Here is a 26798-nt window from a genome sequence, read left to right as displayed (position 1 = left end):
GTTGCGATAGGGTTTGCATGCCTTGAAACCGCGGCGCAAACCGTTATCCTTCGTACCAAATGATAGCGAAAGAAGAGGGCAAAGTCAGTCTTTTGATGGATCGGTAGAAATTACCATTTAAAAGATGACTTAATTAACATTCTGAGAGGCTCGATTGCGAGCAGCCTCGCGCGACGACTGTTTCTGCTTGTCGGATGCGTGGTGCGAGTGCGTATTGTGTCGCCCGGGGGATTGTAATGGGCAAGTTTATTGAATATTTACGGCGATTTAGCCGCCGACACTATGCCGGCGGACTTGCGCTCGGGGCTCTGACATTGAGTCTGACGACGACGATCGTTGTTTATTCGCTGCTTGCTTCGTTCGTCGAACGGGATGCTCAACTGCGTTTTGACAATGATTCACGCGGCGTCGAGCAGCAAATTGCCACGCGCGTTCGACTTTACTCCGATGTGCTCGTCACCATGCGCGCTTTGTTTACGAGCGATTCTGAGGTTACGCGCAGCGAATTCCGCGATTTCGTGAAAGGGCTCGATTTGCCAGGGCGCTATCCAGGTTTTCAAACGCTTAATTACGCGTTTTATGTGCGGGACGATGATCTTGCGGCATTCCAGGCAAGCCAACGCGCAGACGGCTTGTTGCGTCGCGCGGGCATTACCTTTTCGGTCCGCACGTCGGGATCGCACCCTGTGCACGAAATCCTGACTTACGTCGAGCCGCTCGAATCGAATCGCGAGGTGGTCGGCATCGATATCGAGAGCGGCGTCGGCCGTAGTGCTGTATTGCAGGCATCGAGGGATTCCGGCGAAGCGGTGAGCAGCGGCAGGCGCATTTTTGCCGCGAAGCAAGTCGGCCTCGCGATACGCTTGCCCGTATATCGCCGCGGCATGCCGGTTGAGACGGTGACGCAGCGCCGACTTGCGTACGTCGGCTCGGTCGGGGCCGGCATATGGATCAGCGGTATGATGGCCGGCTTGCTCAGCGCAGAGACGCTTCGTTTGCAGCACTATCGGATATACGATGCCGGCTCGCTGCGTGAACCCGAGGTGCCGCCGTCGGGCGCGACCCTGCTATACGACAGCACGACGGGTGTATGGCTGCCGGCACAGCACGCAGCGGGTGCCGCGCTCGAGGGCACGAGCGTGGCCAAGGTTGGGCGGTTGAAAGGGCAAGCATCGGCGAGCGCCGAGTGGTCCCGGCAGGCATTCCAGTCTTTCGGTGGCAGGCGTTGGCGCATCGTGTTCAATGCGGACCCCTCGGTGCTAATGGGCCCACAACGTTATCTGCCCGACATGGCAATGGTTTGCGGGCTGGTCATCAGCATCTTGCTGTCCGGGCTCGCCTACGCGCTGTCGAGTGCCCGCTCTCGCGCGCTGCGACTGGCCGAGATGATTACGTCCGATTTGCGCGAAAGCGAAACGGCACGAGCCGAGGCGCAGCGCATCGCCCATCTTGGCGACTGGCGTGTCAATTTCGAAGATCGCGCCGCGCATTTTTCGAATGAAATGATGCGGCTCATCGGCCGGCCCCTTGCGCCCACCTTGCGTTCCCTTATTCGCGCGATCGAGCCCGGTGATCGGCCGACGGTCCTGACGCATGTCCGAAATACGCTCGTGACGCGCGAGCCGTTCGAACTCGAATGCCGCTACCGCTCGACGCGGGGCCGGCGTGGCTGGCTGCGTATCATCGGCCGAGCCTGCGGGCCAGCGGGGACGATGCGCTTGCGTGGCACCGCACTCGAGATTACGAAGCAAAAATCGATCGACCGCGTGCGCGAATTGGAACACGCGTTCACGTTGCAACTAGCGACGGCGACCAACGAGCACGACGTGGTGCAGCAACTGGTCGACCTGGTGGCCGCGGGCATGGACTGGGACGCCGGCGCGTTCTGGCCCACCGAGTCGGGCCACAAGCAGTTATTGTCGGCCGTTCACGTGGCGCGCAGTGTCGAACTCGAAGCCTGGCTGCGTGGGCGCGCCGAGCAGATCGCAGACGAAGAAGTGCCTGCCGCGCCGCATTGGTCGGTCACGACGAAAGATCGAGCCAACGATATGCCGGCGTGGCTTGCCGCCGGCGGCATCGTCACCACTTTCTCGTTTCCGGTGCTGACTGGAAAGGACGTGCTCGGCGTTGCGCAGTTTTATGCGCGCGAGCGCCGACACGCGGAGCCTCAGGCGCTGGCGATGGCGCGCTCCATAGTGAGCCAGACGAGCCACTTCATGCAACGGCGCCGCGCGGAGAGCAATCTGCATTTCCTGGCCAACCACGATCCGCTGACCGGGTTGCCGAACCGGCTCATGTTCAAGGAGCATCTCGACGATTCACTGCTGCGCGCCGATCCGAGCACAACCGCGCTGCACGTGCTCTTCATCGATCTCGACCGCTTCAAAGATATCAACGACTCGCTGGGTCACAACATCGGCGATCAACTCTTGCGGTCGGTGGCGGAGCGGCTCAACGAACACGTGCGCGAAGCGGACATGATTGCGCGGCTGGGCGGCGACGAATTTATCGTACTGCTAAAGGAATACGGCAACGGCAACGGCAAAGACAATCTCTTGTTGTCGATCGAACGCATTCAAGCTGCGCTCGCGCGGCCCTTCATGACCGGCGGGATGCAGTTGCAGGTGAGTGCGAGCATCGGTGTGAGTTCGTACCCTTCTGACGGCACCGATGCGCAGACGCTTCTCAAGAACGCGGACATCGCAATGTATGGCGCGAAGCAGCACGGCAAAAATACTTACCAACGGTACCAGCAGCAAATGGGCATGTCGCTGCAACGCCGTGTGGAAATGGAATCGTGCTTGCGTCGTGCGATCGATAACAACGAGTTTATGTTGTTCTATCAGCCTCGCGTCGATTTGAGCACCAATCATTGCATGGGCGTCGAGGCGTTGATTCGCTGGAATAGCCCGACGCTCGGTCTGGTGATGCCAGGCGACTTCATTCCCCTCGCCGAAGAAACGGGGGCGATCGTGCCGATCGGCGAGTGGGTGTTGCACGAAGCATGTCGTCAGGCCGCGGAGTGGCGGGCCAGCGGTCTCGGGGATATCCACGTTGCGGTCAACTTGTCGGCGCGCCAATTCGCGGACGGGCGATTGCAGGAAAGTATTCTTGGTGCGCTCGAAAACGCGAAATTGCCCGGCGGCTTGCTTGAGCTCGAGTTGACTGAAAGTACGGTGATGCGCAACCCGGAGCAGGCCGTGCGCTGGCTCTCGAGCATCAAGAAAACCGGTGTGCGTCTTTCGATCGACGACTTCGGCACGGGTTATTCGTCGCTTGCCTATCTGAACCGATTCCCGATCGATACGGTCAAGATTGATCGCTCGTTCATCTGCCACCTGCCTGAGAGCCACAGCGATGGGCAGATCACGAGCGCCGTGATCGCGCTTGGTCATAGCCTCGGGCTCACGGTCATCGCGGAAGGCGCGGAAACCCAGGCGCAAATCGATTTCCTTCGCGGCGAAGGCTGCGATGAAGTTCAAGGCTACTTTTTCAGTCGACCACTTTCCGCCGGCGATATGAGGACTTTCCTCGATCGGCCGACGCAATCCAGCCCCGGCAACGTGTCGAGGTTTTTATCAGGGGGCGTGCCGAGTTCCGGCTCGAAGCGTTCTTACCATAGCTGACGAGGAAGACCATGCAACAACAACATAAAGACGTTGCCACCATGTGGCAGGCCATCGATGAACTCGATTTCGAGCGGATCAAGGCCAAACTGGTGCATCGCAATCACGGGGTGCTCACGATCGACGACGCCGCGCGCGCAGAAACGGGGTATCGGCAGTTTTTGAAGCTGGCGGCAAAGTATCCTGACCTGCCGGTGGTGCCGACTGAAGCCGTCGACGAATTCTGGCACATGCATATTCTGGACACGCAACGCTATGCTTCGGACTGCGAACGAATTTTCGGATATATGATTCACCACGATCCGTATCTGGGCATCGACGGTGGCGAGGACGAAGTGCGCCAGCTCGAGTTGAGCGCAGCAAGCCACGCGCTCGCGGCACGCGAGTTCGGTGACGCGTCCGCAGCCGCGCCATCTGCGGCGTTTTGCGTGACGTCGACGGCAAAGCAAGCAGACGTCGCGTTTTGCGTGAGGCCGATGGCAAAGCAAGCGGATGTCGCGTTTTGCGTGAGGCCGATGGCAAAGCAAGCGGATGGTGCGTTTTGCGTGAGGCCGATGGCAAAGCAAGCGGATGGTGCGTTTTGCGTGAGGCCGATGGCAAAGCAAGCGGATGTCGCGTTTTGCGTGAGGCCGATGGCAAAGCAAACGGATGTCGCGTTTTGCGTGAGGCCGATGGCAAGGCAAGCGGATGCCGCGTTTTGCGTGAAGCCGATGGCAAAGCAAGCGGATGCCGCGTTTTGCGTGAAGCCGATGGCAAAGCAATTGGACGTCACGTATTCCGTACGGCCGTTTGCCCCGGCGCGCGACGAATCCCATACGCAGCACTAAAGCAGCATCTGCGCAACGCGGGCCGATTCGTGTGACGAATTCGGCGGCCCGCACCGCTCTCCCGTTGCGTTGACCCATATCAACGCGCTCGTGCAGCATTAAGCGATCATTAATCATCCCTCCGCAACGCACCGCGGACGGCTTAAAGCTTGTGCAACGTAGCGAAACGGTTTGGGGGCGGCAAATGGGAATCGGCATGCAGATCGTGTACCTAGGGTTTCCCGGGTTCGCACGAATAGAGGCCGACGCCGCCGTCCAACTGATGCGTCTCGAGCGGTTTGCGCAAGCGCTCAGCGGCTGTCATCTCGCGATAGCGAAGACGGATGCGGCAAGCAACCCGATTTACGATGTGCGACTCGATCTCGTGACGCGCAACGGCGAACTCATTTCCATGCCGCCTTGCGCAGATGCGCACGCGGACGCGGCGATACGCGCAGCATTCGGCCACGCCGAGCGCGCGCTTGTCGATAGGCTTTTATAGGTTAATCGATCAGGCGGGCGCTTGCGCCAAACCGGGGCCGCTACCGTTGCCCGGCAAAGCCCTCGCTCTTTTCGCGCGCGAGTCGTTCGATGGTGTCCATCGCAAGATCGAACTCGGTCGTCTTATCGAAGAAGTAATCGGCTCCGGCGATAAAGCTCGCTTCTCGAAACACATGCGTCGAATAATTCGTGAGCACGATCGTGACAATCGAATCGGTGCGGCTGCGCAGCGCGTGCAGCAAGTCGATGCCGTGACTGTCGGTCAGCCGCAAGTCGATGATCACTACCTCTGGATCGCTCGCGGCAATACCGCGCAGCGCCGTTTCGACATCTTCCGCTTCGCCGACTACGCGAGCGCGGCCCACGGGTGGTTCGATACGCGCGGCAAGACGCTCACGCACGAGTAGCGAGTCCTCGACGACGAACACTTTCAGCGGGACGATATCAGTGGTGAGCTCGCTCATACAGCGCAGTATCGGCGCCCGCTCCCACAATGGAAATCGGCGAAATAGGAAGATGTCGTAGGCGTTCGAGAAACCGCCTGTAGGCGGTTTCCTACCACTACGGTGGGACCGTTTCCAGCGTCAGAGTTGCTCGCTATCGTCGAACAGCTTGTGCTGGATTGCGTAGCGCACCAGAGCAGCCTCGTGCGGCATTTGCATCTTTTCGAGGATGCGCGTTTTGTAGGTGCTGACGGTTTTCGCGCTCACGCAAAGCTCGTGCGCGATTTCGGTGATGGTCTGCCCCGCGGAGATGCGCCTGAACACGTCGAATTCGCGGTCGGAAAGACGCTGATGCGGCGCCATGTCAGTGGGTTCGTTGAGGCTTTGCGCCAAACGTTCGGCCATCGACAGGCTCACGTAGACACCGCCCGACGCCACCTTGGTCACTGCGGTGACGAGCTCGGTGCTGGCGCTTTCCTTCGTCAGATAACCGGATGCCCCTGCTTTGAAGGCTCGCACCGCGTATTGCTGTTCCGCGTGCATCGTCAGCACCAGCACTCGCAGCGTGGGAATTTCCTCTTTGATCTGTTTGACGAGTTCGGCGCCGGTGCGAGGGCCCGGCATCGACAGATCCAGCACGAGCACATCGGCAGGCGTGTTGCGCACCAGTGCGATGGTGGTCGGCCCGTCGAACGCTTCCCCGGCGACTTCGAAGCCGCTTGTGCCTTGCAGAATGTGGCGCAGACCGTCGCGCACGAGCGTGTGGTCGTCGGCCAATAGCACTTTGGTCATGGCAGAGCCTCTTCCTGTTGTATTCCTACCATCGGTAGTACGACGGTGATGGTGAACCCATGCTTGGCGGCGGTCTCGATAGAGACCGAGCCGCCTAGTATATGCGCACGCTCGCGAATGCCTAGGAGTCCGAACGTTTTCTCCCCGCGTGCTTCGGCGACCTCGGGTGTTGCGCCGCGGCCGTCGTCGGTGATGCGCAGCCGGCACGTGTCGCCGACTACTACCAACTCGATGCTGACATGTGACGCTTGCGCATGCCGTACCACATTGGTCAGCGCTTCTTGTACGATGCGAAAGATCGTTGTGGCCCCGTTGCGCGAAAAAAGCACATCGGAAAGCTCGATCTGGCGCTCCACTTCGATGCCGTAGCGTGTTGTGAAATCGTGGAGCAGCCATTCGATGGCAGGCAGCAGCCCGAGGTCATCGAGCATGACCGGGCGTAAGTCGGCCGCGATGCGGCGCACGGAGCCAACGGTGACGTCGATGAGTCGACGCATGCTCTGCAATTGCATGGTGACGCCAGCGGGCACTGTATCGGTGCTTTGCAGCACTTGTTGCACCGACGATAAATCCATCTTGAGCGCGGTCAATTGCTGGCCGAGATCGTCGTGCAGTTCGCGCGCAATGCGCGTCTTTTCTTCCTCGCGAACGTTCTGCAAGTTTGCCGACAATTCGCGCAGCTCTTCGCGCGAGGCCTTGAGTTCGTTTTCCGCCTTCACCCGCTCGGTGACGTCGCGCATCATCACCGTATAAAACTTGCGTCGGCCGTCGCCGTCGGCGATCTGCGAAATCGACGCTTCCATTGGAAATTCTTCGCCGTTCGCTCGCAGACCCGTCAGCACGCGCTGCTGACCCATCTGACGTTCGGTGACGCCGGTCGCGCCGAATTGATCGACGTGTTTTTGATGTGTCTTGCGGTAGCGCTCGGGAATAAAGCGTTCGAGCGGACCGCCGATGGCATCCATTGCCGAACAGCCAAAGACCTGCTCCGCCATTGGGTTGAAGATGACGATGCGCTGCGCTTCGTCAATGGTGATGATGGCTTCCGACGACGCGCGAATGATCGCCATCATGCGTGCCTCGTTGAGCGACGACAGCGAGCGTGCCATGCCCGCCTCGGCAAGCGTCTCGTCGCGCCGGCGCGCAAAGCCGAAGGCGGCGGCGCCGGCGACCAGCGCAGCCAGGAAGCCCGCCGCGAGGAATACGCCGTTGCTGAGATTGGCCGATTCGGTCAGCAGCGGGTCGTTCGTCCCGTAGCCGAGCCGGAATAGCTGCCCGCCGAAGCGCAGCATATCGGTGCGCCGAAACCGTGCGGGCGGGGACACAAAGGAGTCGGGGAGGTCGGCAAGCGTAGCGGCCGGCGGGTAAAGCGCCACGGCCGGGGTGCCCGCCATGACACGCATATCCAGGCGCGGCGAGCGCGCAGCCACGCTCGCGAACAGATATTCGACATCGAGTTGAGCGAAGACAAAACCGGCTAACGCAGCGCGTTTTTCCGCAGGCGCGATCGGCACGGGCGCGTTGCGATAGACCGGAACGTACATGTCGACTCGGGTACGCCGCAGCGAATCAGTGGCATCCGACTCTTCAGGCCGCGCCGGCGAATGGACGACCAGCGCAATTTGCCCCGTATCGGCGGCGTGCCGCAATGTGTTGCGGGTTTCGGGCTGCATACCGATGCGCAGTTCGGCGGCACCGTCTGCCCGCCTGGGCCATATAGCGGCGATTTCCGCAGGCGCGATGTCCGCGGTATCGGACGTGGCCCCGCGTGTCGTCACTTGCGCATAACCGAGCGTGCGCACGCACGGCGGCGTGTCCTCCAGGGCCAGATGCGCGACGTAGCGGTCCCACCCGTCGGCCGTGAGCGGCACGTGCGGCGTTGCCTGCTGGGCTGCGACGAAGCCGCTCGCGCCACGCATGACCTCGGTGCATAGCTGCAGCTCGCGGCGCAAATCGGTTGTGACGTGTGAAGCCCGCGCATCGAAGCTGTCCCGCGCGCTATCGATCAGACGCCCGCGCACGAAGACGACCGCTGCCGCGGTGATGGCGAACACGATGATTGCGGTGACGGCTGCGGCGATGAATGGTTCGCGCAATGGGGCCGGCGCACGTTCCTTGCGGCGGGGCGGTGTATCGGGCGCAGGCGAATGGGCGGCAGCGGGCATGCGGTTTCGCTAACGGTGAAAAAGACCGCCGCAACGGCGCGCGCGGCGATGTATTCGGCAAAACGACCAAAAGCGGCTGCTGCTCAAATAGTTGGGGGCTACTGATAGCGAAATTGTGCGCGAATAACGCCGCCGTGCCAATGGCGGCGAAGCAATGACCCATTAATGGATGCGGAAAATTGGGGCCAGTATAACAATGCTCGAATAACTTAGGTGTCCTGAATATGCGCGAGTTTGACTCAAATCAGAACCTTGCTTGCGCGACGCGGCAGTATTGGCAAACGGAACAGGAAAGGCCAAGACCGCAAGGAGAAGGCGATGAAGACGGACCGTCAGTTGAAGCAGGAAGTCGAGGAGGAGCTGGACTACGATCCCGCCGTCGACGTGGCAGATATCGGGGTTGAAGTGAACGGCCGCGTCGTGACGCTTTCGGGGCATCCATCGAGCTACGCTGAGAAGCTCGCGGCTGAAAGGGCTGCACAGCGTATATCGGGCGTCAAGGCAGTGGCGGTCGAAATGGAAGTTCGCCTTCCGGATGCGCACAAGCACACCGACGAAGGCATCGCCAACGCGGTACGCGCGATGTTGCACTGGACCGCGGGCCTTACCGAAGACGCGATCAAGGTGCAAGTCGAAAAGGGTTGGGTGACACTGCGCGGCGAAGTGCCTAACGGTCATCTCGCCCATTTGGCCGTTGACACCGTCAGCCATATGCGCAGCGTCACCGGTGTGTCGAACCTCATTGATGTGAAAGGCGGCGCAGCGGCCGCAGATATCGGCGATAAGATCGGTCGCGCGTTGCAGCGCCATGCGGAGCGGGAAGCGAAGCACATCCGCGTTCAAGTGCATGACGGGGCCGTTACGCTAAACGGCAAAGTCGGATCGCTTGCCGAGCGCGCAGCAGCGCGGGGTGCTGCTTGGGCGGCGCGCGGCGTGCGAACCGTTGTGGACAACCTCGAGGTTGAATGACCTCTCGATGCTGGATAGGAGGGCGGATGGCGTTGTCCGGTTCCGTGAGCGCTCGTCATTGGACGGTAACAGTCGACACCTTGCCGGTGGCCGATGGCTTCGCTTGCGCGATTCGTGTCGCGCATGACAGTACCGGCGCCCCATTCGAGCACACGTTCAAGCACTTCAAGACATTCGGTTCCGAGCGCGAAGCGATCCTCGACGGCTTGCGCGAAGGGATGCTCTGGGTCGAACATAACGCATCGAGAACCTTTCGCTTAAAGCCGTCGCGCTAGCATGCGCTAACGCGCTTGCGCGAGTTCGCAAACGCCGCGCAGGACATTGTCGGCGCTCCGCGATCAGGACACCAAGGCGTACGAGATCGCGCGGGATCTCTGGGCACAGGTGGTAAGGGGAGAACTCGACCAAACCAAATTGGCTAAGGCGATAAAGCAAGTCATTGATACAGACGGGGAAAGCATCGGTTGATAGCGACAGCTGCAACCCGAAGGAACGGCGGAAGAACAACCGGAGCCAGACAGCGACCGTAACAGCCAGAAAGTAGGCGCAACACCGTTTGACCCAGGTCGAGAGTAATACCAAAATTTGGTATATGATGGGCTCATTGGAGAGGAGATGACCCATGCAACGCAACACATCCGTTTCCCTCGGTGACCACTTTGCGGACTTCATCGACGCGCAGGTGGAATCGGGCCGCTATGGTTCGGCCAGCGACGTCGTGCGCGCCGGTCTGCGTCTGCTTGAATCGCACGAAACGCAAGTGCGCGCCCTGCAGGAAGCGCTGAAAGCTGGAGAGGCGTCGGGTGCGCCCACGCCGTTCGACAGCGAGGCGTTCTTGGAGCGAATGCGGGTGATGCATGGCCGCTAGAGGGCTGCAGCTCCGGCTGACGCCGCTAGCCGAATCCGACCTCGAGGACATCTGGCGCTACACATTCGAGCACTGGTCGTTTGAGCAGGCGAATCGATATCACCGTGATCTCGTCGCGACGATGGGGGCACTCGCCCGCGGCGACAAGACCGGCCGCGTCTGTACCGTGCGTGACGGGTATTTGCAGTACACCGTGGGGTCGCACATCGTGTTCTATCGAGAGACGGAAACGACGCTCGACGTCAGTCGGGTGCTACATCAACGCATGGAAGTCGGCCGTCATCTATAGGCGTTGGTGTTGGGGTTCGTAAATTCTGCTAGCCAGGATCACAAAATATGCTAGCGAGAAATCTCCGCAAATTATTGATCTACACGTGATTTCCATTGCTCACGTGCATCCCTCGCGCCGTGGCGATTCGGCAACATTCGCTAGATCAAGATCGCGCGCGTGCTTCACCCGCTAGTGGCCTAGCCGATGACGCGTCTGCGCGCTGGCGATGGTCCCATGTCTGCCGTTCGCGTCACATCATCGGCGCCATCGCCGACGCCAGCGAATTTCGTGCGCACGCTAGCGGGTTTCGTGATCGTGGCTAGCATTTGCGAACCTCAATACCGGCACTTACGCGGCATGTCGCGGCGCACACGCGTCTGCACGCCGCACTTCGCGAGCGCCTCATTGACCTGTCTCAGCGAGCAGTTCAGCGCCAGATATCCCACCGTCAGATAGTCTGCCAGCCGTGGCCGGACGGCTGCTCTTTCGCTGCCTCATTGCGGTGTTCGCAACCACCAGCCAATCGAAATGTATGGCCGATATAGTGGACTCCATTGACCGTTCGGAGCTGGAACATGGAAATCAGGCCTAATCGTCCCCAAAATAGTGATGTGTCTCGGGACGAGACTGACGAGACACATGCAGGTGAACAGGCCGATGATGCAGGTACGGCTTCGCGTAGGAACGCTGCCCCGCGCATTGACGATTTATCGGATGTCACCGCCCAGTCGAGCGGTGCCGCTTTCAGGGCCGCTGCGGGCAGTGGGGGCGGCGCCGACGTGCACATCGATTCCGACGGCACCGTAACCATTAAGGGAGGAGCAGGCAACGGCGCCTACGTTGTTGGCGACAGTGTAACTGTCGTTAACACCTTTTCTGCCGATGGCCGCGGTATGACTTCTTCGGTCACAGGAGGCGACGATATGGTGGTCGTTACAGGCGAGAGCCGGCATTTTCGCGAGGCGCGGACGAGTCGCTCCTCCGATGCGCGGCGAGACGCCGCCGCTCCCGCACCGACCGTCGATCAGCGAATTGCATCGATGCGCACTCTGACCGACTTCAAGCGGGAGTTTGGTTCCTTTTCGCGCCTCGTCGATCAGCGAATTGCGTCGATGCGCACTCTGGTCGATGTCAAGCTGACGTTTCATTCCATTTCGCTCATGGACGACGAAAACGAGCAGCCCGTCAAGCTGAAAAAGGCCGCAGAGCATCTCGCCAATCTGCTCGGTTCGCCAGACTTCTTGCCTATGGACGAGGATCGGCGCGCGGCTTATCGCGAGCTCGTCAAGTTTACGCACCACGCGTTGCATTGGTCGAAAGCGGGCAATGCTGACGCTTATGCAGAAACGTTCGCCGTAATCGCCAAGTTATCGAAACAAATACCAACCGACGATGAACTCCCGCAGGGCGGCTACCTGGGGTACTTGGTCGAGGACGAGGAAATGTCTTTGGCGCATTTGGAAGTCACGGCGAAGGCGGTGCTCGATGCGCTGCACGATGCGCCCGAGGCAGCCAGGGCCCAAGCCTTTCTCCTCCTCCTAAGCAGGACGACGAACATCGCTCCCGGCCAACGAGCCTCTCTTTTGGAAGCGATGGCGTCGAATCTCGACAGATACCCAACTGATGGCGGAACCAGCGGTGTTCCGCGCACTTCAATTGCGCGGAAGTTAATCGGGCTAAGCACGCAAGAGCGCACGTCGTGCGAGGCGCGAGTGCGCACAAGCATCGCGAGGCACTCCAAGGCAAGCGGGGGCGGGTTTTGGCGAGGGCTGTTGGGTTCTTGACGAGAGCCACGCCCAACTCGGAAACACGCAAGATCTCTTCGGTATAACGCTCGCGAAACGTCGCGCCCGTCGTCCGCGAGATTTTGCACGCTCTCGCAGACGCGTAGGTACGTGTCTCCACGCTTCGATATGCCGTGCAGATCGATCTTGCCGCCGGAACCTGTCTGCTTCGGCACCTGTTGGATCACGCGGCCGAGCTAGATGGGTGTGCTTCCTGAATTCGGCATAGGCCCTCCTTATTGCGGAAGGTGCGCAAACAGCTTGCCCACTTGCGAGCCCATCAGCGATGCATGTTTATCGCGATTATCTAGCGCCGTCCTCCAGCACAACCGATTCGAGGTAGGTTGGAACTTCGCATTGCCAGCCGAGCGTTTCGGTGACACGTCGGCGCAATGCGTCAGCCGCCGCCGGCTCGCCGTGAGTGACAAACGTGCGCGCCGGCGCAGTCGAAAAATTGCGCAGCCAGTCGAGAATCTCGTTGTAGTCGGCGTGCGCGGACAGCGAAGGAATAGCCTCTATCGAGGCGCGCACCGGAACGTATTCGCCGTGGATCTTGATCGTTGGCGCGTGCGCTTGTAACGCAGCGCCGCGTGTGCCCGCCGCTTGATAGCCAACCAAGGCGATTGCATTGCGCGCGTCGGGCGCGAACGCTTTCAGATGATGAAGGACGCGGCCGCCCGTTGCCATGCCGCTGCCCGCGATGACAACCATTGGCCCCCGGTGGCCGGCGATCTCCTTCGACTGATCGACGCTGCGCACCATTACGGCGGCCTTTGCAATCGCGTCAAGTTGCGAACGCGTCAGTCTGTGCTCCTGCATGTAGTGCCGATACAACTCGGTTACGCTCACGGCCATCGGGCTGTCAAGATAGACGGGGACGTTCGCCATGCGCCCGGTGTCCTTCAGAATCGCAATGTCGTGCAGGATCGTTTGCGCGCGGCCGACAGCGAAGCTCGGGATGATCACGACTCCGCCGCGCCGGAACGTTCGTGTGAATAGCGCTTCGAGTTCAGCGAGCGGATCGGTGGGTTCATGCAGGCGATCACCGTAGGTCGATTCGACGACGAGATAATCCGCATGCTCGATATGGGCCGGTGCGCACATGATCGCGTCGCCGGGCCTCCCGAGGTCGCCGGAAAATACGATGGCCTTGCCTGCCACATGCAACTCGACACTCGCGGCACCCAAAATATGGCCGGCGCGTCGCAGCCGAAAAGCCGCATGATCGTTGAGGATCGATGGCGCGTCGAACGCGCGCGGCACGAGCAGTTTCAGCGCCTGTTCGGCATCGTCGATCGTATAAAGCGGTAGAGCCGGATGATGCTTCGAAAAGCCGTGCCGATTGGCGAAATCAGCTTCCTCTTCTTGCAATTTCGCGCTGTCTTTCAGCAGGATTTCCGCGAGCGCGCAGGTGCCGGGGGTCGCATAGATCGGTCCGCGATACCCGCTGCGAGCGAGCAGGGGAAGGTAGCCGCTATGATCGATGTGCGCGTGCGTCAGAATGACGGCATCGATGCTGCCGATGTCGACCGGCAACGGGGCCCAATTGCGCAGCCGAAGGTTCTTGGTCCCTTGAAAAAGTCCGCAATCGATCAATATTCGCAGCCCTGCGCCTTCGAGCAGGTATTTGGAGCCCGTTACGGTTTCAGTCGCACCCAGAAAGGTCAACCTCATAAGGACTCCTCATCATTGAATATCAGACCGTCTCGTTTTCGAGGAGACTCGCGCGCAGCGCGTCGGCGAACCGTAAAAACGAAGTAAGCGAACCGGCTACGCTCTGATATGTTTCGCGGCCGATTCGTCCGTCGAGTGTCACAAGCAGGCCGGCACTCTGCGCGAGCGCAACGATTTCGTCGGTCGCGTTCGTGCGCGCTTTATTGGTGGTTTGGTCCGACATTGCGGCTCTCCCGGTGCATAGTCGTTGACGGGCGGGTGCGCCGCGCCTATGGCTTGCTCACCCGCTTCACGGTTCCGATATCCGTTGTTTGAAGTATCGGCGGCATGAAGCGCCTTGCAAATCAGAGGGCGCTGAACCGTGCGTAAGACATCGGGAGTTTCTGTCGGCATTCGCCTACACGCCGCTGGCATCGTTTTCATCCGGGACGATCGCAGCGCATATGTCCGTCGCTGTTTCGGCGAACGAAAAGAGCTCGATGTCGTGCATCGAAATCATGCCCTCATCGATCAGAAAATCGAAATTCAATGCATGCCGCCAAAAGCGCTCGCTGACCAGCACGACAGGAAGTGGTTTGATCTTGCCAGTCTGCAAAAGCGTTAGGACTTCGAACAATTCGTCGCAGGTGCCGAAACCGCCGGGAAAGAAGACGGCTGCTCTGGCACGCTCGAGTAAATGCAGCTTGCGGATAGCGAAGTAGTGAAACTGAAAGCAAAGTTCAGGGCTTAGATAGGGATTCGGGAGTTGTTTGTGCGGCAGTGCGATATTGAGGCCAATGCTGGGCGCGTCGGTTTCGAAGGCTCCCCGATTGGCTGCTTCCATGATGCCCGGGCCACCGCCTGTGATGATCGCGGTGCGTGCGAGGGTGCCGCCAGCCGCCAGCCGGCCGATATGCTGGCCGAACTCGCGCGCGACAGCGTAAAAGCCGCTCGATGCCGCGAGCCGCTCGGCGACGCGCAGCGCCTTGAGCCGCCCCGCGTCGTGTGGCGTCGCCGCCAGTGCTTCTTTTGCCGCGCTCACGCGGCGCTCGGCCGCCGCAGGCTCGATTAACCGCGTGCTTCCATAAACCACGATCGTATGTGCGATGCGGCGCGCTTGCAGAATCGACTCCGTCTTCCAGTAATCGAGCTGCAGACGCACCCCGCACATCTCGGGCTGCTGCAGGAACGACTGATCCTCGTCAGCCGGACGATAGCTCGGGCTTTCAATCAGATGCCGCACGCGTTCAATAGCTGCGAGGTCTTCTCCGCTCTCGGCGACCAGCCGCGCGAGTCGTTGATCGGTCGAGCGCTTCGACGTGGCAGTCATTTTCATTGTTGACGAGGGTATATGTTCTTACGATCGTGACGTGTTTTCTCCGGGGCGGATTGATCGGTGTCAACACGCTGGCGTAATCGAGTGCCTTTGATGCGCATCAACGCACGTCGTGGTGCCGCGTCCTACAGTCAATATTGAAGGGACGCATCGCGTTCGGCCGAGGGGAAACGAAGAACGATTCTCCGGACTGGATCGACAGAATGTTCGCCACAACCGCCGGCGCGCGCTCGCTGTCCCGCGCAATCGGCATATTTGGAAAGGAGACGCTCATGCGTGCTTCAGACGTTATGACGCCATACGTCATTACCGTTACGCCGGATACGACGATTCATATGGCAGCCAGACTGCTGGCGGACAACCATATCAGCGGCTTGCCTGTGGTCGATGAAGACGATGTCGTGATCGGGGTTGTCACCGAAGGGGATCTGCTGCACCGCGCCGAGATCGGCACTGGCTCGCCGCGGCGTGCCTGGTGGCTGGAATTGCTTTCGTCCACTCGCGATCTTGCACACGAATATGCGAAAGAACACGCCCGTACGGTCAAGGATGTGATGAGTTCGAACGTGATCGCGGTGAGCGACGATGCACCGCTTGGTCAAATTGCTGATCTCCTCGGACGCCACGGCATCAAGCGTGTACCGGTGCTGAAAGCTGGCAAGCTGGTCGGCATCGTCAGCCGGGCCAATCTGATCCGCGCATTGGCCAGCATCACGCCGCCGCAAAAATCGCATGGCGTGCCCGATGACCGCGCTATCCGCGATGCGGTGCTGACCGAACTGCACGGACGCAGATGGGCGTTGCCGCGACAGAATGTCATCGTGAGCGAGGGCACTGTCCATCTGTGGGGCGTGATCGAATCCGAGGAGGAAAGCTGCGCGATCCGAGCAGCAGCCGAATCGGTGCAGGGAGTCAAGCGGGTCGAGAGCCACCTCGAATATCCGCCGATCATTCCCACGATGTAATGTGGCCCGCACTTTGCTGGCTTGGCAATAAGAAACGCGTCTGAGACGCGAGGAGATCGACCGTGTATAAGCACATCATGTTGGCCGTGGACGACAGTCCGTCTTCCTGGCGTGCCATCGAAGAGGCCGTGCGCATGGCGGCGCTGGCGAAGGCGACGGTGCATGCCGTCTATGTCGTCGATAAATCCGCGCTTTTCAACTACGGCGGCTACTACGACCCCCAAGCGCTGCTTGACGCATTGCGCGATGAAGGCAAGGCGGCGCTGGCGAAGGCACACGACGCGCTGAGTCAGGCCGGCGTTGTCGGCGAAGAAGAAATCGTCGAAACGGAAAACATTGGCGATCGCGTGGAAAATGCGTTGCAGCGCCACGCATTACGCTGTGGCGCTGACCTCGTAGTCATGGGTACGCATGGACGACGTGGCGTGCAACGTCTGGTGCTGGGCAGCGTGGCGGAGCGGTTCCTGCGCTTTTCCGCTTGTCCTGTGCTGCTCGTGCGGGCCGAGCCCGACGAGACGCCGGCGCAGTGACCATACGGCGCTGCGCGCCCGTTTATCAAGCCTGCTTTCGGCTCGCCGCTAATTCGATTACGGCGTCGCGCACGCGCAACGCTTCCATTGATTTATCGAGCACCAGGCGCGCGCCGAGCTTGAAACACAAGGCGTTCATTTGCGGGTAGATCGTGTTGGTGAGCACAAGCGCGGCTGCATCGGGTGCATGCTGGCGCAGCCACTTGAGCACGGTCAGCCCGCTCGCGCCCGACTTGAGCTGCAAATCGACGATGACTACATGAGGTTGGCTCGCACGGATGCCGGCAAAGGCTGCGTCCGGTTCGTCCGCCACGCCGACGATCTTGACGCCTTCGACCGAGCCGATCAAGGCGGCAAGTCGATCCCGAATGGGCGCGTAGTCTTCGACGAGGAAAACGTTGATGGCAGGCAATGGCAGGTTCGGTTCCATGAGGCTAGTGTCGCGCAATGCGCGGCCAACGGAAATCAGCGCAAGCCGGGATCGCTGTGGGGATTGATGCGAGCGTGTCAGATGCCGCCTACACGTTAATCGTGGCAAACGTTTGGCGCGGATGCGACCCTACACTGAGTGTTAGACCGACCACCATTCTGACGCTGGAGATATTCGCTAATATCCATTCCAACGCAATCGTCGGCCTTGAAATTAACTAACGCATCAATTAATGTACGATGCATGACCAAGAACTCGTCGGCCATGGCGAAAACTCGTGGGCGTCGTCGCGCTATGCCCGATCACGATGGCCGTGAACGCCTGCTCGATTGCGCGATACAACTGTTTGCGGAACAGGGCATCGCCACGACCACGATGGCGCAAATCGCGGCTGCGGCTGGCGTGACTTCGGCTATGGTCCATTACTACTTCAAGAATCGCGAGACGTTACTTGATGTCGTGGTCGAGGAACGGATCATGCGGGCGATACGGTTCGTCTGGCAACGCGAAGCGGAGGATGCGGATCTCGAGGCAGACGCTATTACGCACGCCCATGCGCTCATCGACAGATTGTTCGAGATGACGAGCGGCATGCCGTCGCTGCCGGCCCTCTGGCTGCGCGAAATCGTCAGTGAAGGCGGACTGTTGCGCACGCGTATGCTCGCGCACATTCCGATGAGCGACGTGATGCGTTTTGCGCGTCGCGTTGGGGCTGCGCAGAAGGAGGGGAGCGTCAATCCCGGACTCGAGCCAGCGTTGTTGTTTCTATCGATACTGGGACTTGTCATGCTGCCGCTTGCGACGTCGAATGTCTGGCAGCCATTACGCGGCATGCCGAAGATCAGCCGCGACGCACTGCATCGACACGTCACAGCGTTGTTGACGAACGGCCTCGAGCCGCCGCGCAAGCTCGCTGTCCGGCCGAGGCACGCAACCAAACGGAGCCGCGCATGAGCTCGCGCAAAGTACCTTTCGCCATGCTCGTGGTGCTGGCCTTTGCGGTTGCCATAACCGGATGCACCCGCGCGCAAGATGAGGGATGGCAAGGCTACGCGGAAGGCGAGTTTGTCTATTTGGCGTCATCGCAATCGGGCACGCTCGTGCAGCTTGCGGTACGACGAGGACAGACGCTGAGCGCGGGCACCATCGCCTTTGCGCTCGAAGCAGTGAATGAAACGGCTGCGCTGGAGCAAGCGAAACATCAGCTTGACGCAACGCGCGCGCAACTGGCGGACCTGATGAGCGGCAAGCGCGCGCCCGAGGTCAACGTCACGAGGGCACAGCTTGCGCAGGCCACTGCGAACGCGCGCAAAGCTGCACTGCAATTGGCCCGTGACGAGGCGCAGTATCGCGCAGGCGGCATCGCCAAAGCGCAACTCGACGATTCACGCGCACAAGCCGATGCAAGCGCGGCCCAGGTGCGCGAGTTGACGAACCAAGTGACGGTTGCCGAACTGCCGGGGCGTGCGCAGCAAGTGGCAGCGCAACAAGCGCAAGTCGATGCCGCGCGGGCGGCTGTCGTTCAAGCTCAGTGGCGGCTAGACCAAAAGCGCGTAGCCACTCGCCAGGCGGGCGTGGTTTACGACACGCTCTATCGCAGCGGCGAATGGGTGCAAGCCGGCAACCCGGTGGTTCAAATGTTGCCGCCGCAGAACATTCTGGTGCGGTTTTTTGTACCCGAGACCACGGTGGGCAGTTTGACGACGGGCCGATCGGTCGTGATTCGTTGCGACGGTTGCGCAGCTGAGATACCCGCAACGATCACGTATATTTCGAACGAAGCCGAGTACACGCCGCCCGTCATCTACAGCAACGAGCGCCGTTCGAAGCTCGTTTTCATGGTTCAAGCGCATCCGTCGGTGGGCGATGCGCCGAAGCTTCATCCGGGGCAGCCGGTAGAGGTGCGCCTGCGATGACGGAAATGAATGAAGCGGCCGAAAATCAGCGTGGCAGCGAATACGCGATTGACGTACACGGTCTCAACAAGCACTTTGGCCAGAAGCACGTCGTCAAAGACATGTCGCTGCAAGTGCGGCGCGGGGAAATATTCGGTTTTCTTGGGCCGAACGGCAGTGGCAAGACCACCTCGATACGCATGATGTGCGGGCTCCTTACGCCGGATTCCGGCAGCGGCACGTGCCTGGGCTACGACATCGTGCGCGAGAGCGGCGAGATCAAGCGACGCGTGGGCTACATGACGCAGCGCTTTTCGTATTGGGAGGATCTCTCGATTCGAGAAAACCTGGATTTCGTCGCGCATGTCTATCAGATGCCGAACCGCAAGGCTGTGGTGGCACGGTCGATCGAATCGCTTGGTCTTGCCGATCGCGCGGATCAGCTTGCGGGTTCACTATCGGGAGGATGGAAGCAGCGGCTCGCGTTGGCCGCTTGTATGTTGCACGAGCCGAAGCTGTTATTGCTCGACGAGCCGACTGCTGGTGTCGATCCAAACGCACGTCGCGAGTTCTGGGAAGAATTGCATCGCCTGGCGGCGCTTGGCATCTCCGTGCTCGTCAGCACCCACTACATGGACGAGGCCGAGCGCTGCCACAAGCTCGCGTACATCGCGAGCGGCACACTGCTTGCACAAGGCACGGCCGCCGAAGTGGTGCAGTCGCAGCATCTATCGACGTGGTCGGTAGAAGGCGCTGGCCTGTCGGATTTGGCGGAGCGCTTGAAGACGATGCCCGGGATCGATCAGACGGTGGTGTTCGGCGCCGCGTTGCATGTGAGCGGCAGCGATCGTGACACGGTTGCCGCAACGCTTGAGAAAGTGGCACATGAGGACGGTGCATCACTGCGCATCGCACCCATCCCGACGGGCCTGGAAGATGTATTCATCTACATGATGAAGCGCGCGTCTGCGCGCGGCGAAACATCATGAGCCGCGTGACGTTTTCCGTCGAGCGCTGGTGGGCCATCGTGCGCAAGGAGTTTTTGCAACTGCGGCGCGATCGCGTGACGTTCGCGATGATCGTCGGTATTCCTATCATTCAACTCGCATTGTTCGGCTTCGCAATCAATACCGATCCGAAGCACTTGCCCACCGCCGTAGTCGTTTCCGATCAAAGCCCGTTCTCGCGCAGTTTCGTGGCGGCATTGAAGAATTCGGCTTATTTCGATGTTATTCAAAATCTGCCTGACGAGGCGGCCGGGCGCCGCGCACTGGACCGCGGCGACGTCCAGTTCGTGCTCAGCGTGCCCATCGATTTTTCGCGGCGCTTACTGCGTGGCGAGCGGCCGTCGCTGCTGCTGGAGGCCGATGCGACGGACCCGGTGGCGACCAGCTCCGCGCTACAGGCATTGACGGGGCTCGTGCAGCCGGCCCTAAACAAGGATTTGAAAGGCCCGCTGGCTCACTTGAACGGCAAGCCTGCTGCGTTCGATGTCGTGGTGCATCGGCTCTACAACCCGGAAGGCATCACGCAATACAACGTCGTGCCGGGGCTGATCGGCGTCATTCTGACGATGACGATGGTCATGATGACAGGGCTTGCCGTCACGCGCGAGCGCGAGCGGGGCACGATGGAAAATTTGCTCGCAACGCCCGTGCAACCGCTCGAGGTCATGACCGGAAAAATCGTGCCGTACATCTTCATCGGCGTGTTGCAGGTAACGATCATTCTCGTTGCGGCGAGCCTCGTCTTTCATGTGCCGTTCGCCGGAAGCCTTTTGGCCGTGTATGTTGCCTCATTGTTTTTTATCGCTGCCAATTTGACAGTCGGCATCACGTTGTCGTCGGTTGCGCAAAATCAACTGCAGGGCATGCAACTGAGCTTCTTCTATTTTCTGCCGAATATTTTGCTGTCGGGTTTTCTGTTCCCGTTCGCGGGCATGCCGGTGTGGGCGCAATACATCGGTAATGTGCTGCCCCTCACGTATTTCACGCGGCTTACACGCGGCATTTTGCTCAAAGGCATTGGCTGGACTGAAATGTGGCCTTCGATTTGGCCGCTCGTTGTTTTTACGCTCGTCGTCATGGGCATTGCGGTGCGCTTTTATCGACGCACGCTCGATTAGTCATCAGGAATAACGCGATGAAACGGCTCGGGCTTTCACGCATGATTGTTTTTGCAGTTGTTTTCGGGTTTGCTCTTGCATTGAGCGGTTGTGCCGTTGGCCCCGATTTTCACTCACCCGCCGGACCGTCGGCGCAGGGCTATACGCGTGGCATATTGCCGCCGACGACTGCGGTGACGGCGTCGTCCAGCGGCTCTGCCGGTTCAGCACAGCATTTTGTCGCGGCCGAGACGATGCCGGGGGCATGGTGGACGCGCTTTCAATCGGACGAGTTGAACCGGCTCGTCGACGAGGCGCTGCGCCATAGTCCCACGCTCGATGCTGCGCGAGCTCGCCTGCTGGAAGCTAAGGAGTCCTATCGATCTCAAGCGGGGCAGACGTGGTTGCCGAGCGTCGACGCGAGCGTATCGGCCACGCGCAAGCAGGTCGATCTTGCTTCGTTCGGCATTGCGAATGCGCAAAACCCCGGACCTTTCACGCTTTACGATGCGTCGGTGAGCGTCTCCTACGCGCTCGATATCTTCGGCGGCAATCGACGTTCGCTCGAAGCCACGCGCGCCGAGGTCGACTATGCGGCTTTCGAACTCGATGCGGCGCGGCTAACGCTGGCGGCGAATGTGGTGTCGGCTGCGATCAGACGCGCCTCGTTGCAGCAACAGCTTGCGTTGACGCAGGACCTCGAGGCAGCGCAAGCGCAACAACTCGCAATGATGGAGCGGCGTTTGGCAGCAGGTGGCATCGCCGAGCTGGACGTGCACGCGCAACGCACGCTGCTTGCACAAACTCATGCGACGTTGTCGCCGCTCACGGTGCAGCTTGCGCAGACCGAGCATCGGCTGGCCGTGCTGCTTGGCAGTTCGCCGGCCGAGGCGCAGCTTGGCGAGCTCCCACTCGATTCGCTCACGCTGCCCCAGACGTTGCCGCTCACATTGCCGTCGACACTTGCGCGCGAGCGGCCGGATATACGTGCGTCCGAAGCGGTGCTGCATCAGGCGAGTGCGAAGATCGGCGTGGCGACCGCAAACCTTTACCCTAAGTTCGTAATCTCGGCATCAGCAGGTTCCGAACGAACGCACGTCGAAGATATCGTGAAGAGCCTCAATATATGGAACGTGGGGCTGGGCCTTACTCAACCGATATTCCATGGCGGTGCGCTGCGGGCTCAGCGGCGTGCGGCGCTGGCCGCTTACGACGCAGCGTTCGCCGATTATCGCCAGACTGTGCTGCAGGCGTTGCAGCAAGTGGCGGATGCGTTGCGCGCCGTGCAAAGTGACGCCGATGCGCTGCGTGCGCAAGACGCGGCATTCGTCGAGGCCCAGACGAATTTGCGCATCGACACGGCACGCTATACCGCGGGCGGCATCAGTCAATTCGCTGTTGTCGATGCCAACCGCCAAGTGCTGCAAACGAAGCTTGCGCGCGCGAAGGCTCAGGCCGACCGGTTGTCCGATACGGCTGCGTTGTTTCAATCGCTGGGCGGTGCGCCGTTGCAATGAGCGCCACGTCGATGTACCTATAAAAAGACCCTAGAACTCGTAATTGACGCTCAGGTCGAACGCGCCGGAGCCGCGTCGTTGCGTGATCGGGCTATCCGCCGCCGAGCCTACCAACTGCTGATACGCGACATTGCCGGTGATAAGCCAATGCTTGCGCGGCATCCACGTGGCCGCGACGCCGAATCCCGCCGACTTGACACCGGCCGACGCGTGATATTGGCGCAAGCCCGAACGTGCCGATTCGGCAGCGTTCACGCCGAACCAACTGTTCATATAACGCGAGTCGGCAAAGGTCACCGTCGGCCCGGCAAACCAGTTGAATACTTCCGAACTGCCCGGCATCGGCATGTACGCGCCGAGGTCCCCAACCCAGCCGTTATCGCCGCCGAGGCTACGCCGAACGTCCGCGCGCATCACGAGTGGGAACGACTTCGACACGATGTATTCGCCGAACAGATGGACGGAAGGCGCCGGATTGATGTTGTTCATACCGCGTAGGTGGTCAGGATCGTCGGCGGCGCGCCTGCCGAGGTCGTACGAGATCGCGACGCCCGTGCGCCAGTTCGGCCCCGTCAACAGGTTCACGCCGAGGCCTTCTCCTGTCGATAGAAAGAAGCGGTCGCGATACCGGACGTCGAGCGTCGGTCCGGCGAGCACGTGATAGCGGCTCGCACCGTCGTAGCGAGGCTGAAAGCTGACCGAGGGGCCGACGCGGATGCGCCAAGTGGGTAGCGTCGGCGAAAACATCTGCTCGAGTGTGATGCCGGCCGAATACTGCCACTGCGCGAGCGGCGAAGGCGTTTGGGCGGCTGCCGGCTCGGGCATCAGCGCCGCGCTTACGAGGCCAGCAACGACAAGACGCGGTGCCGCGATGGTAATCGACATAGCTCGTTCCTTATTGTGTGCTTATCAAGTGCCGCGCTACGACATGAATCGTGCCAGAACCGGCAGCAATCTGCATGCCGAAATTCACCTACGTGTGCAGGTTCGTATCTTGCAGCGGCAAGTGCTTGCGCCGAGACGCCTGCTCAAACGCCGGCTGACTTGATTTGCCACATCGGAGGAGTCCGTGATCCACCGCCCCGAGCCCGATGCCAGCGAAGACGTAGTGTTGTGGCGTACCTTCCGGCCCGCCATGGCCGATCACCGCCGTGTGCTTGTCGTGGACGACTACCACGATGCCGCCGAGGCATTGCAACTTTTGCTTGATGCCGATGGCTTCGAATGCCGCGCGACGAGCGATTCGCTCGAAGCCTGCGCCATCGCGCGCGAGTGGCAGCCGTTTGCCGCGATGCTCGATATCGCAATGCCCGGTATCGACGGCCTCGAGCTCGCGCGCCGCTTGCGCGCCGACCCGGCGACCGCGCATATCGTGTTGATCGCGTGCAGCGGATACGCATCGTCATATGACCGACAGCGCGCGAGACAGGCCGGGTTCGACGCGCATTGCGCCAAGCCACTTACGCCGCAATTGATTTTGCGTGTGCTCGAATTCGCGAGCGACGGCGGTATCGCGAACGGCGTGCACCCGGACGGCCGGCCGACTGACATGTTCGAATAGCGGAATCGAAAGGCGCATGTCCTGCACGCGGCGGCATATTGTCAAGCATAGGCGCTCATGTTCAAATCGCGCGACATATATGTATATCGGAGCGCAATTCGATGAAGCATTTGCGAATGGTGGCCGCTTGCATAGCGTTAATTATCTTTGCGTTCTCGTTCGCATTGGTATTGACGAGCCGGCTCGCCATTGCTGGCGACGCTAAGCGCTTGAATCGCGGTAACGATCCTTTCTTCGCGATTTCACATGCGGTACAAGCCTGCCCCATTCCGCTAGGGCCACTCGAGACGGAGCAGGAGTGGCTCGGCGAAAGCCACTATCGCATCGAGCGCGGCAATAGCTGTTGGTTGGAGGGACGATGCCGCTTGCCCAATGGCTACCTGTACGACAAGGAGATCGAGGAGGCGCTCAAGCGACGGCTCGCGAATATCGAACCTTCAACAAATTGGAAGGAGCGTTCGACGCTGTGGATTATGCTGCAACGACGTTTTGTCTACGTGCAAGGCTGTGTTGCCGCCGGTTTCGATAGAAAGACACTCCTGTCTGAACTGGCGAAAACGGCCGACGTCGAGCGGGTAATCGATGAGACGACAGACGATGTCGCCGCGCCGCCACGCTATCGGACGCTCGCGCATCCCGAAACGATCCCCGTCGATCCGGCAGATTAGCCGTTGCCCTCGTGCGAATGCGCCACGCGCCGGGCGCGGCGGCGCTGATACTGCTTCATCAGCGGCGTTGCCGAAACGCCGTGTACGAATACGGAAGCCGTGAGAACGGCCAATGCCAGTGGCGCGAGCGCCTTGATTTCGGGCGTGGGACGATGCTCGATCGCATAAGCGAGGTAGTAAAGTGTGCCGATGCCGCGGATGCCAAACCAGCTCATCATGCGTCGCTCCGACGCGAACGCACATGATCCGAGCAGGGAAAGCTCGACGGCAATCGGGCGCACGATGCAAAAGAGCCCAATGACGAGCACCGCACTGCGCCACGTAACCATTGGCATCTGTTGCGTGGCGAGCAGGTTGCCGACGATTATCATCATCGCCATTTCAGCGATGCGTTCGAGTTCGATCGTAAAGCGGAGCACCGATTCGGCCATGTAGGCATGTGCCTTGTCGGGATGCGCAGCGGTGGCCGCCACGTCGGCCGAATCGATGGCACCAATCGCATCTTGCGGTGTGCGCTCGCCCGTCGCACGATGCTCGACGCTACGCATTGCCACGCCAGCCGCGAACACGGCGAGAAAGCCGAACGTATGGAGCAGTTGCGCCACACCGTACGAAAGCTCGATTAGCCCAAGCGCGAAAAAGCCTTCCAACCCGAGCGCCTGCGCATAGCGCGTGCGTAGCCAAGCAACCGCATGCGTGGTCGCAAAGCCGAGCAGCGCACCGACCGCAACCGCGCCCAAAACGCCCCAAAGCGTCGAGCCGATCAACTCGGCGACGTGCCGCGGGCTGCCGAAATCAGGTGCGGCGACGCTCCAGGCAAGCGCGATGAGGGTGAACGGTTGTGCTATCCCATCGTTGAGCCCGCCTTCGCCAGAGAGCGCAAACCGCACGCGGTCGAGATCGTTCGCATCCTTGACTTGCACGTCGTGCGCGAGCACCGGGTCGGTCGGTGCCAACATCGCGCCGAGCAGCCATGCCGAACTCCACGCAAGACCCAGCCCCCAAGCGCCGAGTGCCGCGATCATCGGCACCGTCAAAATCATCGCCACGACGCCGAGCCGCAGGGGCAGCATCCACAGTGAATCGGAAAGCGGCACACGCAGGCGCAGCCCGATAGCAAACAGTGACGCCAGCAGCGCGACTTCGCTGCACAAGCGGATCACATGCGCGTGGGCCTCGAGATCGAGCGCAATGAGGCCCGCGCCTGGTGGACCCAGCGCATAGCCTGCGATCAGATACAACATGGCGCCGGTTAAAGGCAGCCGTTTAAAAAGCGAACTGGCGATGCCCATCCCGACGAACATGCCGCCAACGACAAGGGCCCAGATCGTCTCGTACATGTCGTGGGTGGCGGTTATCGCGAACGGCCGAATGCTTCGCGCAGTTTGCCTTTCGCGCTTTCCAATGTGCGGCGGCGTGTCTTGGGCAAGTTCTTGCCTGCGCGATTCAAATAGAAGTTGAGCATCGACATCGCCGACTGAAACGGCGTGCCGCGACGCCGTTTGCTGGCAAGCGACGAACGCTTCAGCGATTTGGCGATTTCCTCTGCACTACCCGATTTGAAGATGCCGGATTCGAGATCGAGCGCATCGCTCTTTTGCATGACCTCATGCGACCACCGGTGCGGTGCTTGGTGTGAATGCTGCTTGCTGTTTGCGGCGTGTGCAGCGGCGTGCGTATGACGTTGGCGGGCAGGACGGCCGGCGCGGCGGCGCGTCGACGAATGAGGGGTGGAGGATTGAGCCATTTGGCGTGCCTTTCTGACAAATAGGGTGTTCACTTCGCGTGGAAAACTTTTCTTCGCTTGCGGCGCAAAGCCTATGCCCGCAGCCGTTGCCAGGTTTTCAACGGAATCTGGCGCGCTTAATGCTCGGTAAAGCCAAACTGCATGTTGATGGAGCCGTTCTGTTTGCG

At 60.5% G+C, this 26798-nt stretch carries 27 protein-coding genes; 17 read left to right on the top strand and 10 right to left on the bottom strand.

All coding sequences use genetic code 11. From position 1 onward, the window contains the following. Positions 1–314: 314 nt before the first annotated feature. From ACSQ20_RS22250 to ACSQ20_RS22240, 3 genes are all read left to right on the top strand, one after another. Positions 315–3626, top strand: a complete 3312-nt coding sequence (locus ACSQ20_RS22250; RefSeq protein WP_436024274.1) for a bifunctional diguanylate cyclase/phosphodiesterase — start codon at positions 315–317, stop codon at positions 3624–3626. A gap of 11 nt (positions 3627–3637) precedes the next feature. Then, positions 3638–4453, top strand: coding sequence for a glycine-rich domain-containing protein (locus ACSQ20_RS22245; RefSeq protein WP_436024272.1), 816 nt, complete (start codon positions 3638–3640; stop codon positions 4451–4453). A 196-nt stretch (positions 4454–4649) separates the two neighbouring features. Then, positions 4650–4934: a hypothetical protein gene (locus ACSQ20_RS22240; RefSeq protein ID WP_436024270.1), complete on the top strand. Its 285-nt coding sequence runs from the start codon at positions 4650–4652 to the stop codon at positions 4932–4934. Positions 4935–4974: 40 nt separating this feature from the next. Here the strand turns inward: ACSQ20_RS22240 and ACSQ20_RS22235 are convergent, their stop codons facing one another. The 3 genes from ACSQ20_RS22235 to ACSQ20_RS22225 form a co-directional block, all read right to left on the bottom strand. After that, positions 4975–5397, bottom strand: coding sequence for a response regulator (locus tag ACSQ20_RS22235; RefSeq protein ID WP_436024268.1), 423 nt, complete (start codon positions 5395–5397; stop codon positions 4975–4977). 120 nt (positions 5398–5517) lie between these two features. After that, a complete protein-coding gene (locus ACSQ20_RS22230; protein ID WP_436024266.1) occupies positions 5518–6168 on the bottom strand; it encodes a response regulator in 651 nt (216 codons plus the stop codon). Beyond that, positions 6165–8333, bottom strand: coding sequence for a sensor histidine kinase (locus ACSQ20_RS22225; protein WP_436024264.1), 2169 nt, complete (start codon positions 8331–8333; stop codon positions 6165–6167). Before ACSQ20_RS22225 ends, ACSQ20_RS22230 begins: the two co-directional genes overlap by 4 nt. 318 nt (positions 8334–8651) lie before the next feature. Between ACSQ20_RS22225 and ACSQ20_RS22220 the strand changes: the two genes are divergently transcribed. From ACSQ20_RS22220 to ACSQ20_RS22200, 5 genes are all read left to right on the top strand, one after another. Continuing rightward, positions 8652–9302 (top strand): BON domain-containing protein, encoded by a 651-nt coding sequence (locus tag ACSQ20_RS22220; RefSeq protein ID WP_436024262.1) that lies wholly within the window; start codon positions 8652–8654, stop codon positions 9300–9302. 26 nt (positions 9303–9328) lie between these two features. Continuing rightward, positions 9329–9577, top strand: coding sequence for a UDP-glucose 4-epimerase (locus tag ACSQ20_RS22215; protein WP_436024260.1), 249 nt, complete (start codon positions 9329–9331; stop codon positions 9575–9577). A 347-nt stretch (positions 9578–9924) separates the two neighbouring features. Beyond that, positions 9925–10170: a type II toxin-antitoxin system ParD family antitoxin gene (locus ACSQ20_RS22210; protein WP_436024258.1), complete on the top strand. Its 246-nt coding sequence runs from the start codon at positions 9925–9927 to the stop codon at positions 10168–10170. Further along, positions 10160–10459 carry a type II toxin-antitoxin system RelE/ParE family toxin gene (locus tag ACSQ20_RS22205; protein WP_436024256.1) on the top strand — a complete coding sequence of 100 codons (300 nt, stop codon included), beginning with the start codon at positions 10160–10162 and terminating at the stop codon, positions 10457–10459. The genes ACSQ20_RS22210 and ACSQ20_RS22205 overlap by 11 nt, the downstream gene beginning before the upstream one ends. Before the next feature lie 557 nt (positions 10460–11016). After that, entirely contained in the window at positions 11017–12225 is a 1209-nt protein-coding gene (locus ACSQ20_RS22200; protein ID WP_436025925.1) for a hypothetical protein, read from the top strand. A 303-nt stretch (positions 12226–12528) separates the two neighbouring features. Here the strand turns inward: ACSQ20_RS22200 and ACSQ20_RS22195 are convergent, their stop codons facing one another. The 3 genes from ACSQ20_RS22195 to ACSQ20_RS22185 form a co-directional block, all read right to left on the bottom strand. Continuing rightward, the gene (locus ACSQ20_RS22195; RefSeq protein ID WP_436024254.1) at positions 12529–13899 is read right to left on the bottom strand and encodes an MBL fold metallo-hydrolase RNA specificity domain-containing protein; all 1371 of its coding nucleotides are present in this window, start codon (positions 13897–13899) and stop codon (positions 12529–12531) included. A gap of 22 nt (positions 13900–13921) precedes the next feature. Next, positions 13922–14122 (bottom strand): hypothetical protein, encoded by a 201-nt coding sequence (locus tag ACSQ20_RS22190; protein ID WP_436024252.1) that lies wholly within the window; start codon positions 14120–14122, stop codon positions 13922–13924. Positions 14123–14296: 174 nt separating this feature from the next. Further along, the gene (locus ACSQ20_RS22185; RefSeq protein ID WP_436024250.1) at positions 14297–15208 is read right to left on the bottom strand and encodes a TIGR00730 family Rossman fold protein; all 912 of its coding nucleotides are present in this window, start codon (positions 15206–15208) and stop codon (positions 14297–14299) included. A 278-nt stretch (positions 15209–15486) separates the two neighbouring features. Between ACSQ20_RS22185 and ACSQ20_RS22180 the strand changes: the two genes are divergently transcribed. Further along, entirely contained in the window at positions 15487–16179 is a 693-nt protein-coding gene (locus ACSQ20_RS22180) for a CBS domain-containing protein (RefSeq protein WP_436024248.1), read from the top strand. Positions 16180–16241: 62 nt separating this feature from the next. After that, complete coding sequence (locus tag ACSQ20_RS22175; RefSeq protein WP_436024246.1) at positions 16242–16709, top strand: universal stress protein; 468 nt, start codon at positions 16242–16244, stop codon at positions 16707–16709. A 25-nt stretch (positions 16710–16734) separates the two neighbouring features. On the opposite strand, the gene ACSQ20_RS22170 is transcribed toward ACSQ20_RS22175, so the two are convergent. Next, positions 16735–17139, bottom strand: a complete 405-nt coding sequence (locus tag ACSQ20_RS22170; RefSeq protein ID WP_436024244.1) for a response regulator — start codon at positions 17137–17139, stop codon at positions 16735–16737. Between the two features lie 264 nt (positions 17140–17403). On the opposite strand from ACSQ20_RS22170, the gene ACSQ20_RS22165 reads away from it, so the two are divergent. From ACSQ20_RS22165 to ACSQ20_RS22145, 5 genes are read left to right on the top strand one after another with little or no spacing between them, the layout of a single operon-like run. Then, positions 17404–18093, top strand: a complete 690-nt coding sequence (locus ACSQ20_RS22165) for a TetR/AcrR family transcriptional regulator (RefSeq protein ID WP_436024242.1) — start codon at positions 17404–17406, stop codon at positions 18091–18093. Positions 18094–18116: 23 nt separating this feature from the next. Beyond that, positions 18117–19055 carry an HlyD family secretion protein gene (locus ACSQ20_RS22160; RefSeq protein ID WP_436025817.1) on the top strand — a complete coding sequence of 313 codons (939 nt, stop codon included), beginning with the start codon at positions 18117–18119 and terminating at the stop codon, positions 19053–19055. 5 nt (positions 19056–19060) lie between these two features. Further along, the gene (locus ACSQ20_RS22155) at positions 19061–20023 is read left to right on the top strand and encodes an ABC transporter ATP-binding protein (protein WP_436025815.1); all 963 of its coding nucleotides are present in this window, start codon (positions 19061–19063) and stop codon (positions 20021–20023) included. Then, on the top strand, positions 20020–21159 hold the full coding sequence (locus ACSQ20_RS22150; protein ID WP_436024240.1) for an ABC transporter permease: 1140 nt from the start codon (positions 20020–20022) through the stop codon (positions 21157–21159). The genes ACSQ20_RS22155 and ACSQ20_RS22150 overlap by 4 nt, the downstream gene beginning before the upstream one ends. A 17-nt stretch (positions 21160–21176) precedes the next feature. Continuing rightward, entirely contained in the window at positions 21177–22655 is a 1479-nt protein-coding gene (locus ACSQ20_RS22145; protein ID WP_436024238.1) for an efflux transporter outer membrane subunit, read from the top strand. A 30-nt stretch (positions 22656–22685) separates the two neighbouring features. Here ACSQ20_RS22145 and ACSQ20_RS22140 read toward each other — a convergent pair whose 3' ends face one another. Further along, positions 22686–23540: a MipA/OmpV family protein gene (locus ACSQ20_RS22140; protein WP_436024236.1), complete on the bottom strand. Its 855-nt coding sequence runs from the start codon at positions 23538–23540 to the stop codon at positions 22686–22688. Between the two features lie 184 nt (positions 23541–23724). On the opposite strand from ACSQ20_RS22140, the gene ACSQ20_RS22135 reads away from it, so the two are divergent. Both ACSQ20_RS22135 and ACSQ20_RS22130 read left to right on the top strand, forming a co-directional pair. Further along, complete coding sequence (locus ACSQ20_RS22135; RefSeq protein WP_436024235.1) at positions 23725–24216, top strand: response regulator; 492 nt, start codon at positions 23725–23727, stop codon at positions 24214–24216. A gap of 101 nt (positions 24217–24317) precedes the next feature. After that, complete coding sequence (locus tag ACSQ20_RS22130) at positions 24318–24884, top strand: hypothetical protein (RefSeq protein ID WP_436024233.1); 567 nt, start codon at positions 24318–24320, stop codon at positions 24882–24884. On the opposite strand, the gene ACSQ20_RS22125 is transcribed toward ACSQ20_RS22130, so the two are convergent. Both ACSQ20_RS22125 and ACSQ20_RS22120 read right to left on the bottom strand, forming a co-directional pair. After that, a complete protein-coding gene (locus ACSQ20_RS22125; protein WP_436024231.1) occupies positions 24881–26224 on the bottom strand; it encodes a cation:proton antiporter in 1344 nt (447 codons plus the stop codon). The genes ACSQ20_RS22130 and ACSQ20_RS22125 overlap by 4 nt on opposite strands. Positions 26225–26238: 14 nt before the next feature. Beyond that, entirely contained in the window at positions 26239–26631 is a 393-nt protein-coding gene (locus ACSQ20_RS22120) for a DUF3175 domain-containing protein (RefSeq protein WP_436024228.1), read from the bottom strand. Positions 26632–26798: the final 167 nt, after the last annotated feature.

Source organism: Trinickia sp. LjRoot230, assembly GCF_964253315.1.
Taxonomy (GTDB): Bacteria; Pseudomonadota; Gammaproteobacteria; order Burkholderiales; family Burkholderiaceae; genus Trinickia.
Note: the sequence above shows the minus strand (reverse complement) of the source record. Positions and strands in the feature narration are given on the sequence as shown.